The sequence below is a fragment of the Thiohalocapsa sp. genome (genome assembly GCF_022340605.1).
In the GTDB taxonomy this organism is placed as follows: domain Bacteria; phylum Pseudomonadota; class Gammaproteobacteria; order Chromatiales; family Chromatiaceae; genus Thiohalocapsa.
This window is the reverse complement of the sequence record NZ_JAJDNQ010000067.1, coordinates 1-13,140: the sequence shown is the minus strand read 5'-3', so window position 1 is coordinate 13,140 and position 13,140 is coordinate 1. Positions and strand designations below refer to the sequence as shown.

The following is a 13,140-nucleotide window of genomic DNA, read 5'->3' as shown; positions in this document are numbered from 1 at the left end:
CGGCGCACCAAGAACAACCCGGTGCTGATCGGCGAGCCCGGCGTCGGCAAGACCGCCATCGTCGAGGGCCTGGCGCAGCGCATCGTCAACGGCGAGGTGCCGGAGGGGCTGAAATCCAAGCGCTTGCTGAGCCTGGACATGGCCGCGCTCATCGCCGGCGCCAAGTTCCGCGGCGAGTTCGAGGAGCGCCTCAAGGCCGTCCTCAACGACATCGCCAAGCAGGAAGGCAACATCATCCTGTTCATCGACGAACTGCACACCATGGTGGGCGCGGGCAAGGCCGAGGGCGCCATGGACGCCGGCAACATGCTGAAGCCCGCCCTGGCCCGCGGCGAGCTGCACTGCATCGGCGCCACCACGCTGGATGAATACCGCAAGTACGTCGAGAAGGACGCCGCGCTGGAGCGGCGCTTCCAGAAGGTGCTCGTGGACGAGCCCAACGTCGAGGACACCATCGCCATCCTGCGCGGCCTGAAGGAGCGCTATGAGGTGCACCACGCGGTGGAGATCACCGATCCCGCCATCGTTGCCGCGGCGACGCTGAGCCACCGCTACATCACCGACCGCCAGCTCCCGGACAAGGCCATCGACCTCATCGACGAGGCCGCCTCGCAGATCCGCATGGAGATCGACTCCATGCCGGAGGAGATGGACCGGTTGGACCGCCGGCTGATCCAGCTCAAGATCGAGCGCGAGGCCCTGAAGAAGGAGTCCGACGAGGCGTCCAAGAAGCGGCTTGCGGATCTGGAGGGGCAGATCGCCAGCCTGGAGCGGGAGTTCTCGGACCTGGACGAGATCTGGAAGGCCGAGAAGGCTGCCGTGCAGGGCACCGCGCACATCAAGGAAGAGCTGGAGAGCGCCCGCCTGGAGCTGGAGACCGCGCGCCGCGCCGGCGACCTCGGGCGCATGTCCGAGCTGCAATACGGCCGCATTCCCGAGCTGGAAAAGCGCCTCGCCGCCGCCACCGAGGCGGAGCAGAACGAGACCCAGCTCCTGCGCAACAAGGTCACCGAGGAGGAGGTCGCGCAGATCGTCTCCAAGTGGACCGGCATCCCGGTGTCCAAGATGCTGGAGGGCGAGCGCGAGAAGCTGCTGCGCATGGAAGAGGAGATCGAGCAGCGCGTGGTGGGCCAGCACGAGGCGGTGCGCGCCGTCTCCGACGCCATCCGCCGCTCCCGCGCCGGGCTGTCGGACCCCAACCGGCCCATCGGCTCCTTCCTGTTCCTGGGGCCCACCGGCGTCGGCAAGACCGAGCTGTGCAAGGCGCTGGCGGAGTTCATGTTCGACACCGAGGACGCCATGGTCCGGATCGATATGTCCGAGTTCATGGAGAAGCACTCGGTGGCGCGGCTCATCGGCGCACCGCCGGGCTACGTGGGCTATGAGGAGGGCGGCTACCTGACGGAGGCCATCCGCCGCCGGCCCTACAGCGTCATCCTGATGGACGAGGTGGAGAAGGCGCACCCGGACGTGTTCAACATCCTGTTGCAGGTACTCGACGACGGCCGGCTCACGGACGGGCAGGGGCGCACCGTGGACTTCCGCAACGCGGTCATCGTCATGACCAGCAACTTAGGCTCCGACATCATCCAGCAGAAGGCCGGCGAGGCGAACTACGCGGAGATGAAGGACGCCGTGATGGAGATCGTGCGCCAGGCGTTCCGGCCCGAGTTCATCAACCGCCTCGATGAGATCGTCGTCTTCCACCCGCTGGACGAGGACCAGATCCGCGCCATCGCCCGCATCCAGATCGGCTACCTCAAAGACCGCCTGGCGGACCGCGACATGACCCTGGACATCAGCGACGCCGCGCTGGACCTGCTCGGCGAGGCCGGCTTCGACCCCGTCTACGGCGCCCGGCCGCTGAAGCGCGCCATCCGCGCGCAACTGGAGAACCCGCTGGCGCAGGAGATCCTCGCCGGGCAGTTCAAGCCGGGCGATACGGTTCAGGTGGATGCCGAGGACGGCCGGCTGGCGTTCGGTACCGTGGTGGAGGCGGAGCTGGTGGATTAGTGCACGGCCATGGAATTGTCCCTACCGTTCGCGGTCCGGCGCGAGCGAGTGTCGCCCTGGAGGCCTGGCCGGGGAGCCGAGTAAGAGACCGTGCCGCCATCGAGCGGTTGCTGTGCAGTCACCGAGCCTTACGTGTCTGCTCAGCGCCGAGAACCTCGACAAGGTCTATCGCAAGCCCGTGTGTGACGCCGTCATCCAGACGGACCTCGACGACGACTGGCTGCCCGACGACTGATTCGTGGGAGCGGCGTCCCCGCCGCGATGCGTGGGAGCGGCGTCCCCGCCGCGATAAGGCCATACTCAGCGGAGCCCCGCCATGCCCCTGACACCCATCAACGGCATCGACCTCTACTACGAGTTGCACGGCTCCGCCGCGGACGCCGGCGGCACCCCACCACTCGTGGCCGTCGCCGGTCTCGCCAGCGACTCTCAATCCTGGATGCCCGTCGTTGGCCCGCTCGCGGAGCACCGGCGCCTGGTGCTGTTCGACAACCGTGGCTGCGGCCGCAGCCAGCCGCAGGACGCCGCCAGCGGCATCGACGCCATGGCCGCGGACTGCATCGCGCTGGCCGACCACCTGGGTCTGGAGCGCTTCGACCTGCTCGGGCATTCCATGGGCGGCTTCGTCGCCCTCACCTGCGCGCTGCGCCATCCCGAGCGCGTGCACAGGCTCATCCTCGCGAACACCGCCGCCAGCAGTGGCGCGCGCAACGACAGCCTGTTCGCCGATTGGGCGGCGACCCTCGCCGGCGGCATGGACCCGGCGGTGTGGTTCCGCAACTTCTTCTACTGGATCTTCACGCCAGGCTTTTTCGCGCGACCGGACGTGGTCGGCGAGGCGCTGCGGCTCGCCCTCGATTACCCCCATCCGCAGTCGCCGGCCGGCTTCAGCGCCCAGGCCGCGGCGATGTGCGGCTTCGACTGCCGCGGGCGGCTGGCCGAGCTGCGCGCGCCGGCGCTGGCTTTGTGCGCCGAGCGCGACCTGATCTTTCCGCCGGACGAGGCGCTGGCGGACCTGCGCGCGATCCCCGGCGCCGAGGTCGTGGTCGTCCCCGGGCAGGCGCATGCGCTGCATGTCGAGGCGCCGGCGCAGTTTCTGGCGCCGGTGCTTGACTTTCTCGACTGATCGCGTCTGCGTCACTGGCCTCGGCCTCGCGTTCGTGGGAGCGGCGTTCTCGCCGCGATGTGAGCGTCGGCGCGGCAATCGCGGCGGGGACGCCGCTCCCACGGTCCGGTAGGATGCGCAGAGTCATGCATGCCCCCGGGCGCGCATATCAACCCAATCCTCTCGGAGACCCACGAGCTTTGGAACTGACAGGCAAGATCACCCAAGTCCTTCCGGAAAAGTCCGGCACGTCCACCCGCGGCCCCTGGCGCAAGCAGGAGTACGTCATCGAGATCCCGGGCGAGTATCCGAAGCAAGTCTGCTTCATGGTCTGGGGCGACCGCATCGACCAGTTCGGCATCCAGCAGGGCCAGGAACTGACGGTCCACATCGATCTGGAAAGTCGCGAATACAACGGCCGCTGGTACACGGACGTGAAGGCCTGGCGCGTCGAGCCGGCCGGCCAGGGTGCGGGGCAGGGGGACGGTTTCGACCAGTCCGGCGAGCCGCCGATGCTGGACGGGGAACCGCCGTTCTAGACCTAACGGGAGCTCGCATCATGACCCGGCCGCCCCGCCTGACCATCCTGTTCGACAACTACCCGGGCGTGCCCGGCCTGACCACCCTGTGGGGCTTCGCCGCGCTGATCGAGATCGATGGGGAGACCGATGGCGAAACTGGCGGGCACAGAATTCTGTTCGACACCGGCAGCAACGGCCGGGCGCTCCTCAAGAACATGGCCGCACTCGGCGTCGACCCGGCCTCGGTGGATTGCTTGTTCCTGTCGCACCCGCACTGGGACCACATGGGCGGGCTCGACTCCGTGCTCGAGCTGAACCCGCACCTGACCCTGGTGCTGCACGAGGGCTTCTCCAAGCACCTGATCGCGGACCTGCGCCGGCAGTGCGCGGAGCTCATCGTCGTCGGCCCGGAGCCGCGGGCGCTGTTGCCCGGCGTGCTCAGCACCGGCATGATGGACGCCGACCCGATGCGCGCGGGGCCGCCCGAGCACGGCCTCATCCTGAACGCGTCGGACGGCGCCACCGGCAGCGCGGGCGCGGCCGGCGTCACCGCCGCCATCAGCGGCTGCGCCCATCCGGGCATGGAGCGCATCGTCGAGCGCGGCGCCGCCATGCTCGGCAAACGCATCGACTGGGCCATCGGCGGCTTCCACCTCATGTACGCCGACGCGGTGGAGATCCAGCGCGCCATCCGCGCCTTTCAGGCCCTCGACATCGTCTGCGTCGTGCCCACCCACTGCACCGGCGACACCGCCCGCGCCGCCTTCCGCCAAGCCTACGGCGAGCGCTGCATCGAAGGCGGCGTGGGCCGGCAGATCCTCATCCGCCCGCCCCACCCCTGACCGCCAAAAGGCCGGCCCAGCCACCCCCTGGAGCGCCGAGTTCCACTCGGCCCGCCGCCGGCGCGGCTCAATGGCGCGCCGGCGGCGTCACACCCCCAGCCCGCCCCCCCGCGGCACCCCCACGCCGCCCTCGATCAGACCTCCATCCACCGCCGTGGGAGCGCCGTCCTCGGCGCGACGGCCGCCCGATCGCACCGGCGACGAGACTACAAAAGCATTGCTCGCAACGCCGAAAACGCGCGGATTGTAGTCGGGTTAGCGCGTCGTAACCCGACGACGGGCGTGCGTCAGCTGTTGATTGTCGGGTTACGCTATCGCTAACCCGACCTACGCCGAACACTTTCACAGTCTTGAACGCCGCTCCCACGGGGCCAGCGCTTGGTCGCGGTGATTGTGGCGGCGGCTCGAGCATCGCTCGGAGCGGATCTCGGCGTAGGATGGGCAAAGCGGAGCGTGCCCATCTCCTAGGCTGGATCAATCCGGCGTAACCCAGCCGCGGCCAACCGCCCACGCCCGGCCCTGGGTCAATTTGCCCATGCATCCACTTGCCTATACTCGCCGCAATCGCCGCCAATCTGCGCCGCTGAACGCGCCCGACGCCCATGGGACACCTCCTCAGCACCAAATCCTCCCTGGTGCCGCTCATCGACCGCCTGAACCGCAACCCCATCGGGCTGGTGGACAACGACAAGCTGCGCGAAATCCTGAGCCTCCTGTTCGATGAGCGCGAGGCCTACGTGGCTTCCCGCTTCCCGGTGCTCGAGGCCACGCGGGATGAGCTGGCCAAGGCCACCGGCGTCCCGGCCGCCGAGCTGGACGGCATCCTCGAATCCCTCACCAACAAGGGCCTGGTGATGGAGCTGCCGTACTCGGGCACCAGCTACTACATGCTGATCCCCGGGCTCATCGGTTTCTTCGAGATCACCTTCATGCGCCGCCGCGTGGACCTGCCGGTGGAGCGCATCGCGCGGCTCATGACCGAATACCTGAACGAGCGAGCCACCGACGGGACCGACCAGGCGCGGGAATTCTTCGGCAGCCGCACCCAGATCGCCCGCGCCCTCGTCTACCCGGACCAGATCCCGGTCACCTCCCGCATCACCCCCTACGAGGACGCCCGCGAGGTCATCCGCCGCGCGAGCTACCGCGCCGTGACCCTATGCTACTGCCGGCACAAGAAGGAGCACCTCGGCCAGAGCTGCCGCAAGGGCGCGCCGGTGGAAGGCATCTGCATGGTGCTGGGGGAGGGCGCGCGCTTCCTGGTGCGCCGCGGCTTCGCCGAGGAGCGCACTGTCGAGCAGATGCTCGAGACCCTCGACTACGCCCGCTCCCTGGGCCTGACCCACGTCACCGATAACGTCCGCGAGCAGCCGACCTTCCTCTGCAACTGCTGTCGCTGCTGCTGCGAGCTCCTCGGCGGCGTGCAGAACGGCTACCCCGACGGCCTCGCCAAGACCCCCTTCATCGCCGAGGTGGACCCCGATCTGTGCGACTACTGCGGCGAGTGCATGCGCGCCTGCAACGTCAAGTGCATCGGCCTCGGCAGCCCGACCGGCGCCAAGGCTGGGGATCAGGTCGGCACGTCCTCGGCACGCCAAGACCGCCAGCAGCGCAAACGCTGGGCCGAGGTACAGGCCAATGTCTGCCTCGGCTGCGGTGTCTGCATCCCCACCTGCGAGCACGGCGCCATCACGCTCAAGCCCCGCGACGGCTACCGCAAGCCACCCGCCCAGCCCATGAGTCTCTACGCCCGCATGCTCTGGGAAAAGGGCCGGCTCTGGCCCTACCTCCGCGAAGCCCTGAAGCGGCGCCTGCGGGTGCCGCTGATGTGGCGGGGGTAGCGTAACGCGGGCGGCTCTGCGATGCGTTGATGCGGCCGACAGCGGCCGCGGCGCCGCCGCCGGTCTCCCTCAGGCGCGCGCGGTGGCGACCGTCCCCGAGATACGGGTCAGCTTGGCTGTCGACGCATCCGGCTTGCCGTCGCGCCACGCGGTGGTGACATAGAGCGAGTCGAGCGCCGCCTCCTCGGCGGCCATGAAAGCGCCGAGGCTCATGGGCACCTTGCCGCCCGTCACGTCCACGGCCACGTTCCTGACGCCCTCCGCTCGCATGTCCGCCAGCAGTTCCTTGACCGCACGATAGCGTCGTCAGCGGCCCCAGCACGGTGGACACGCGGTCCAGCAACTCCCACAGCGTCATGACGTTTCCTCCGCGAGCGGGCGCGCTGCGAAGGCCTCCAGCCGAGCGCCATGCCTGCATAGCGCGGTTTCCAGGTGCATCGGTAGGCCGGGCCAACGAAGGAGGCCGGACAATCCGGCGCAGGCGTAGGCGCAGACTGAGGCGGTGGCGCTAGCCGTGCGCGCCGCGTCGGGCTTCCTTCCTCAACCCGACTCATCGAGGAACAAGGGCCACAGTGTAGCCCGCTGGCTCTGCGGTGCAAGGGTGGTATTGGCTCAGGGTCGGGTACGACGCGATGAGGGCCGGGGCCGCTTTTTGGCGCCTGGTCGCGCTCGCTTGGGGGAGTTTGGTCCGTGGCGGTGCCGGGGTGGCTTCTCGTGCGATGGACGGGCATCGGCCGGACGCCGGGTGATGAGGCCGGAGTTGCGGGCTGGCCGACTTGCCTTGCGGGCCTTTGCGGGTTGGGGCCTGGCGCTGTCTGCATCCGGCAGGCGTTGGCCGAGGAACTCGACGCCTTGGTGGCTGCGGACGATGCGGGTCTTGTCGGGATGCAGGGCGAGGTCGAGCCCACGCAGCCCCTGCTCGGCGACGGTGAGAGCGGCCCGGGCCTGAGACTCGGTCTCGGTGAATAGCGGGAGATCGTCGGCATAGCGGACGAAGGGGATGTGCTTGTTGGTGAGTGCTTGGTCGAAGGGGTGTAGGTACAGGTTGCAGAAGAGCTGACCTGGCTCCAACGCTCCGGCGTTGGAGCAAAGGCGGGCGCTCCGCGCCCCGTGCTGCAGCATCGTAGGTCGGGTCAGCGATCGCGTAACCCGACTCGCCGTACAATTGCCCGCTACGCACGCAAAGCGGATGCTGAAGACCTGCGGCTGATAGATGTCGCTCGCGACAGCGACAACGGCGAAGGCGGTCAACCAGCTCTCGCGCAATAGGTTGAACAGCTCCGCGTGCCGGTTGGTCCGTCGCAGCCGCTTCGCGAGTACAGATGGTGTAGAACTTGGCATTGCTGCCGAGCCGGTTGCGCAGCTTGGAATTGGTCTGGCTGAAAAAGTCCGCGCTCATGCCATCTTGGAGGCGCTTGGCGGTGCGCTCGTCGTCGCCGAGCTTGCCCAGAATGCGCCGGCACTCGGCGAGGTATTCGTGCGCGCGGCGAGCTGGCGCGAGGACCATCGCTCCAGGTCAATCCAGCGCAGGGCGCGGCTGCGCAGTTGCAGCCCGTCGAGGATCGGCTGCAGGCGCGCCGGCGCCGGGTGGATACTGCCGTCGCCGTAAAGTCGGTTCAGGGTCTGCAGCCGAACAAAAAGGGCACGGACGAAGTCGCGCAGGTGGAAGGCCTCCGCGCTGACGAAGCGGCCGGCCGCCTTGATGCGCAACGGGGTTTCGAAGGCGATGGTAGCGGCGGGTGGCGTGGCGGGCAGGGCCGGAGCCGGGCTGTCGAACTCCTGAGGCGGCAGCGGGGCGGGTGCGCTGGGGTCGAAGGCGCAGACCCAGTCGCCGCTGCCGAGATGCCGCTCGCGCTCGACGCGCAGCAACCCGAGCGGCGTTCGGCCACCGCCCAGGCCGCCGGCGGTGCCGTTGATGACCGCCTGGATCAGGAAGGGGGCGTGGGCGCGGGCGGGCCCCATCAGGGTGAGGTGGAGGCTGAGTTGGTCTCGCGCCGGGTCGAAGGTCCGCGGCACCGGTTTGGCATCCAGCACCAAGGGGTGCGGCAGGTCCTTGGCCGTGGTCGGCACCCCTGCGAGCGCCGCGGCAGGTGTCTCGAACACGGCCGGATAGACGCAGCTGGACAACAGCAGGCAGCCGTCGCAGATTGGCTGCTTGGTCACGCAGGCCAGGTCGCGCAGACTGTGGCCGAGCAGCCCGCGCCAGGCGAAGCCGGCATAGCCGGTGAGTGTCAGCGGGCCATCCGCACGGAACAGGAAGCGCAGCCGCAGCAATCGTGGAGAGGGCGTCGTCATTGCCGGTGTGGACGCTGTTTGCGGGCTTGATATGCACGTTTTGATGACGCGATACCCTGCCTGAGCCCGACATGCTCGATCCGTCATGAAGCCCGACACCACCACCGCCATGCACCAGCTCATCGCGCGGGTGCGCGACGCGATTCCGTTCGATCTGCCGGCGGCGCAGGTCTGCACCGGGGAGTGCAACGGCTGCTCGGTGAAGCTGTTGGCGTACCTCGATGGCGAGCTGTCGGACTGGGAGGCGCGGCTTGCGGCGGGGGAGCGGCCGAACTTCGGGGATTTGTCGCGGCTCGGGCGGACCAGCCGCAAGGTCTATCGGGTGCTGGCGCAGAACGGGCTGGTTGCGCCGGAGGCGTGACGCCGCAGTGGGAGCGCCGTCCTCGGCGCGCTGCGGCGTTTGGGGCTGCCGATCGCCGCGGGGACGCCGCTCCCACGGGGGAGGGCGGCGCTGGGTGTGCGGGCCGTGGGAGCGCTGTCTTCAGCGCGATGCGGCGTTTGGGGCTGCCGATCGCGGCGGGGACGCCGCTCCCACGGTTGGCAGCGCCTGGCCGACGTTACGATCTAGGCCCGCCCCAGCGGCAGCCAAGCGAGCGGATCTCGCAGTTTGGCGCTAGCATCTCCAGTCCGTCGCACAAACGAGGTTAGACGCATGCTGACCGACTACATCCGCGCCGCCCTCTGTCACGGCGAGTACAAACAGCTGGAGGACGGCAGCTGGTTTGCGGAGATCCCCGGCTTCGAGGGGGTGTGGGCAAATGCCGCCTCCGTGGAGGCTTGCCGCACGGAGTTGGCGGAAGTGCTGGAGGAGTGGCTGTTGCTCAAGATCCACGACCACGACCCGCTACCCGTCGTCGATGGCCACGACTTGGCCATTGCGTGGGACTCTGCCGCCTGATGTCTGCCTCGATGACGCGCTGGCCTGCATGCCCAAGTCGCTTTCACGCCGGGAGCTGATTCGCAAGTTCCGCGCACTGGGCTGGACGGGGCCGCATGCCGGTAAGCGACATCAGTTCATGCAGCGGGGCACGAAGAAGATCCGCATCCCGAACCCGCACGGCAGCGGGGACATTGGTGCAGGCTTGATCGCGGAGATCCTGCGTCAGGCTGGAATTTCGCAACAAGACTGGGATGGCGCTTAAAACAGCCTCGCCGCAAGGCTCCCCCGGATGGTCCGCACGGCGGACCCTACGGAGCGCGATCCGTCATGAAGCCCGGCACCACCCCCATGCGGCAGCTCATCGCGCAGGACCGCGACGCGATCCCCTTCGATCTGCCCACGGCGCAGGTCTGCACTGGGGGAGTGCAACGGCTGCTCGGTGAAGCTGCTGGAGCACCTGGTAAGTCGTCGGCCAGGGCCCCGCGCAGCGCGCCGTCATCCCCGGCGTCTGCAATAATCGGGGGCCATGAAGATCCTGCACGCCTTCTGGCTCCCAGAGACCACCGACGGTTTTCTCCAAGGTGGATCGTTCCGGCTGTGGGTGGAGACGCTGGAGCGCACGCCGGCAAAGCGCGACAGGGGGACCGCGTTTCATCCGTTCAGCCTCCGCGGGGAGGCCTGGTCCGCGTTTCTCGAGGGGCTTGGCGCGAAGCCGACCGGGCTTCAGCTCCGCGATGTGTTGGATTCCCGCGAGATCCACCTGCCCAGTGCATCCGATGCGCCGCTGCCGTCGCCCCAATTGGCGAAGCACTGGCCGGAAGCCATCGACGAGGGCTCGACGGCGCCGCGACCTTGGCGCGTGGACTGCCAGCGTCTCGAACATCCCGTCAGACAACTGAGCGAGCTCCATTTTTTATCGTTTTACCGGGCCGACGACGTCCAGCCCGGCAACGACTTCCTGTTCTGGTACTGGTTCACCCAGGGGCTCAAGCGGCTCTTGGTGCGCGATCAGTACCTTCCTGCCCTGATCCTTCGTCAGCCGCCGCGACCGAAAGGCAAGCGCAAGCTGCCGCCGTTGGAGTTGTATGGGGCCTGGCAATGGGCCTCGGACCCCTACGAGCAGCTAATCGCCGATGCCCGCGACAGGATGCCGGGCGCCTGCGCCTGCGCGCTGGAAGGGCCGGGGGACAACGAGAGTCTGCTGCGGCACTGCGCGGAGGTGCTGCTGGAGCGAGTCGTCCGCCAGACTCCGCTGCCGGCCACGTTCACGAAGCGCATCGACAACAGCCTGCTCACTGCCTGCGTCGACTCGGAGATCCGGCCTTGGCAGACCGCCGGGCCGGCCATGGAGGTCTACCGGGACTGGCAGCAGTGGCGCCGGCGCATCCTCGGCGCCGAGCGCGATGCCGCCTTCACACTGGGCTTTCGGCTCGTGGAGCCGCCCGATGGCGGCGAAGATGATTGGTCGTTGCACTTCGTCGCCGTTCCCAAAGATGACCCCTCCCAGCGCCTCGCGCTGTCCGAGTACTGGTCCGCGTCCGAGCAAGCGCGACAACGGCTGCGCCGTCAGCTCGGAGCGGACTTCGAGACCCACCTCCTGCTCAACCTGGGGCTCGCCGCCCGCATGGTCCCGAAGCTTTGGGCGGGCCTCGACACCGCCGCGCCCCAGATGGTGGCGCTGGACCTGGATGAGGCCTTCGACTTCCTCAAGGAATCCGTCTGGGTGCTGGAGGACGCCGGATTCAAGATCATCGTCCCCGCCTGGTGGACGCCTCAGGGCCGGCGCCGCGTGAAGATCCGCCTACGCGCCTCGCCCTCGAAGTCTTCGAGCGGTGCCACCGCGGGGGCTGGCCACGTCAACCTCGACAACCTCATCCGGTACAACTACCTGCTCGCTATCGGCGATGAGGTCGTGAGCGAAGCCGAGTGGGAGCGCCTGATCGAGGCGAAGAGCCCCTTGGTGCGGTTCCGCGGCCAGTGGGTCGAGCTCGACCGGAACAAAATGCAGGAGATGCTCGCCTTTTGGCGGGAGCACGGGGGAGAGGGCCTCGGGAAAGGCGGGGAGATGAGCGTCCAGGATCTGCTCGCGCGCACCGCCACCGACGAGACCTTCGAGGTCGATCGCGACGACGCCCTGGCCGCGATGCTGGACAGGCTGCGCGACCAAAGCCGCCTGGAGCCCATTGCGGACCTGCCGCAACTGAAGGCACAGCTGCGCGACTACCAGAAGCGGGGCGTCGCCTGGCTGCGGTTTCTGGAGCAGCTCGGCCTGAACGGCTGTCTGGCCGATGACATGGGCCTCGGCAAGACCATGCAGGTCATCGCCCGCCTGGTGCAGGAGCGACTGGTGCAGGAGCGCCTGGAGCAGGAGCGACTGGTGCAGGAGCGACTGGTGCAGGGGGGTGGGGCCGAAGCGGTCCCGGCACCCACCCTGCTCATCGCCCCCACCTCCGTCATGGGCAACTGGGCCAAGGAGGTCGAGCGCTTCGCGCCGCACCTCGCGACGCTCATCCACCACGGTCCCGGTCGGGAGCGGGAGCCGGAAGCCTTCAAGGCGCTGGCGGCGGACAAGGCCATGGTCATCACCTCCTACGCCCTGGCGCGGCTGGACGAGAAGCTCTTCGCCGGCATCTACTGGCACCGCGTGGTCCTCGACGAGGCACAGAACATCAAGAACCCCAAGGCCGCCCAGACCAAGGCCGTGCTCAAGCTCCAAGCCCAACATCGGCTGGCCCTCACCGGCACCCCGGTGGAAAACCGGCTGACCGATCTCTGGTCTATCTTCAACTTCGTCAACCCGGGCTACCTGGACACCCAGGCCCGGTTCCGCAAGCGCTTCGAGCTGCCGGTACAGCGCGATAACGACCCGGTGCAGACCGCCACCCTCAGGCGCCTGGTGGAGCCCTTCATCCTGCGCCGCGTCAAGACTGACAAGGCCATCATCAAAGACCTGCCAGACAAGGTGGAGGCCATCCAATACTGCAACCTCAGCAAGGAGCAGGCGGCCCTGTATGAGTCGGTCGTGCGTGATGTCGAACGTCAGCTCGAAGAGAAGGAAGGCATCGAGCGCCAAGGCCTGATGCTCTCCACCCTGATGAAGCTCAAGCAGATCTGCAACCATCCGGCGCAGTTCCTGCACGACGGCAGCACCTTCACCGCGGAGCGCTCTCATAAGCTCGAGCGCCTTCAGGAGATGCTGGAAGAGGTCATGGCCGAGGGCGACAGCGTGCTGATCTTCTCTCAGTTCACGGAGGTCGGCAGCCAGCTCGAGCATCTGCTCAAACGGGGCCTGGGCTACAACACCTACTACCTGCACGGCGGGACGGCCCGCGGCCGGCGCGAGGCCATGATCGAGGCCTTTCAGGACCCACGCACCGAGCCCTCGATCTTCGTGCTCTCGCTCAAGGCCGGCGGTGTCGGCATCACGCTGACCAAGGCCAACCACGTCTTCCACTTCGACCGCTGGTGGAACCCGGCGGTGGAGGATCAGGCCAGCGACCGGGCCTTCCGCATCGGCCAGCAGAAGAACGTCTTCGTGCACAAGTTCGTCACCCTGGGCACCCTGGAGGAGCGCATCAACGACATGATCGAGGAGAAGAAGGCGCTGGCCGGCGCCATCGTCGGCAACGACGAGTCCTGGCTG

General features: G+C 68.1%; 12 protein-coding genes and 1 pseudogene. 10 read left to right on the top strand and 3 right to left on the bottom strand.

Annotated elements, in window-relative coordinates:
• From clpB to LJE69_RS08860, 6 genes are all read left to right on the top strand, one after another.
• Nucleotides 1–2,013, top strand: a 2,013-nt coding sequence (clpB, locus tag LJE69_RS08885) for an ATP-dependent chaperone ClpB (protein ID WP_296924025.1), incomplete at its 5' end; no start/stop codon positions are given.
• A 112-nt stretch (nt 2,014–2,125) separates the two neighbouring features.
• Complete coding sequence (locus LJE69_RS08880; RefSeq protein WP_296924023.1) at nt 2,126–2,248, top strand: hypothetical protein; 123 nt, start codon at nt 2,126–2,128, stop codon at nt 2,246–2,248.
• Between the two features lie 81 nt (nt 2,249–2,329).
• Nucleotides 2,330–3,139: an alpha/beta fold hydrolase gene (locus LJE69_RS08875; protein ID WP_296924021.1), complete on the top strand. Its 810-nt coding sequence runs from the start codon at nt 2,330–2,332 to the stop codon at nt 3,137–3,139.
• 179 nt (nt 3,140–3,318) lie between these two features.
• On the top strand, nt 3,319–3,657 hold the full coding sequence (locus LJE69_RS08870; protein ID WP_296924019.1) for a DUF3127 domain-containing protein: 339 nt from the start codon (nt 3,319–3,321) through the stop codon (nt 3,655–3,657).
• A 20-nt stretch (nt 3,658–3,677) separates the two neighbouring features.
• Complete coding sequence (locus tag LJE69_RS08865) at nt 3,678–4,481, top strand: MBL fold metallo-hydrolase (RefSeq protein ID WP_296924017.1); 804 nt, start codon at nt 3,678–3,680, stop codon at nt 4,479–4,481.
• A gap of 602 nt (nt 4,482–5,083) precedes the next feature.
• The gene (locus tag LJE69_RS08860) at nt 5,084–6,322 is read left to right on the top strand and encodes a 4Fe-4S ferredoxin (RefSeq protein ID WP_296924014.1); all 1,239 of its coding nucleotides are present in this window, start codon (nt 5,084–5,086) and stop codon (nt 6,320–6,322) included.
• A 69-nt stretch (nt 6,323–6,391) separates the two neighbouring features.
• Here LJE69_RS08860 and LJE69_RS08855 read toward each other — a convergent pair.
• From LJE69_RS08855 to LJE69_RS08845, 3 genes and pseudogenes are all read right to left on the bottom strand, one after another.
• Nucleotides 6,392–6,610 (bottom strand): annotated as a pseudogene (locus tag LJE69_RS08855) (hypothetical protein); the annotation flags it as partial.
• Nucleotides 6,611–6,934: 324 nt separating this feature from the next.
• Nucleotides 6,935–7,444 carry a reverse transcriptase domain-containing protein gene (locus LJE69_RS08850; protein WP_296924012.1) on the bottom strand — a complete coding sequence of 170 codons (510 nt, stop codon included), beginning with the start codon at nt 7,442–7,444 and terminating at the stop codon, nt 6,935–6,937.
• Nucleotides 7,445–7,717: 273 nt separating this feature from the next.
• Nucleotides 7,718–8,617 (bottom strand): hypothetical protein, encoded by a 900-nt coding sequence (locus LJE69_RS08845; RefSeq protein WP_296924010.1) that lies wholly within the window; start codon nt 8,615–8,617, stop codon nt 7,718–7,720.
• An 85-nt stretch (nt 8,618–8,702) separates the two neighbouring features.
• On the opposite strand from LJE69_RS08845, the gene LJE69_RS08840 reads away from it, so the two are divergent.
• From LJE69_RS08840 to LJE69_RS08825, 4 genes are all read left to right on the top strand, one after another.
• Nucleotides 8,703–8,978, top strand: coding sequence for a hypothetical protein (locus tag LJE69_RS08840; protein WP_296924009.1), 276 nt, complete (start codon nt 8,703–8,705; stop codon nt 8,976–8,978).
• Between the two features lie 291 nt (nt 8,979–9,269).
• The gene (locus tag LJE69_RS08835; RefSeq protein WP_296924007.1) at nt 9,270–9,515 is read left to right on the top strand and encodes a type II toxin-antitoxin system HicB family antitoxin; all 246 of its coding nucleotides are present in this window, start codon (nt 9,270–9,272) and stop codon (nt 9,513–9,515) included.
• 28 nt (nt 9,516–9,543) lie between these two features.
• Nucleotides 9,544–9,759, top strand: a complete 216-nt coding sequence (locus LJE69_RS08830; RefSeq protein WP_296924005.1) for a type II toxin-antitoxin system HicA family toxin — start codon at nt 9,544–9,546, stop codon at nt 9,757–9,759.
• Between the two features lie 264 nt (nt 9,760–10,023).
• On the top strand, nt 10,024–13,140 hold a 3,117-nt coding region (locus LJE69_RS08825; protein WP_296924003.1), incomplete at its 3' end, for a DEAD/DEAH box helicase.

What these genes read in the sequence shown, in the direction of transcription:
- LJE69_RS08875 (WP_296924021.1), top strand. Translation starts at nt 2,330, where the DNA reads ATGCCCCTGACACCCATCAACGGCATCGACCTCTACTACGAGTTGCAC.
- LJE69_RS08865 (WP_296924017.1), top strand. Translation starts at nt 3,678, where the DNA reads ATGACCCGGCCGCCCCGCCTGACCATCCTGTTCGACAACTACCCGGGC.
- LJE69_RS08860 (WP_296924014.1), top strand. Translation starts at nt 5,084, where the DNA reads ATGGGACACCTCCTCAGCACCAAATCCTCCCTGGTGCCGCTCATCGAC.
- LJE69_RS08850 (WP_296924012.1), bottom strand. Translation starts at nt 7,444, where the DNA reads ATGCTGCAGCACGGGGCGCGGAGCGCCCGCCTTTGCTCCAACGCCGGA.
- LJE69_RS08845 (WP_296924010.1), bottom strand. Translation starts at nt 8,617, where the DNA reads ATGACGACGCCCTCTCCACGATTGCTGCGGCTGCGCTTCCTGTTCCGT.
- LJE69_RS08840 (WP_296924009.1), top strand. Translation starts at nt 8,703, where the DNA reads ATGAAGCCCGACACCACCACCGCCATGCACCAGCTCATCGCGCGGGTG.
- LJE69_RS08835 (WP_296924007.1), top strand. Translation starts at nt 9,270, where the DNA reads ATGCTGACCGACTACATCCGCGCCGCCCTCTGTCACGGCGAGTACAAA.
- LJE69_RS08830 (WP_296924005.1), top strand. Translation starts at nt 9,544, where the DNA reads ATGCCCAAGTCGCTTTCACGCCGGGAGCTGATTCGCAAGTTCCGCGCA.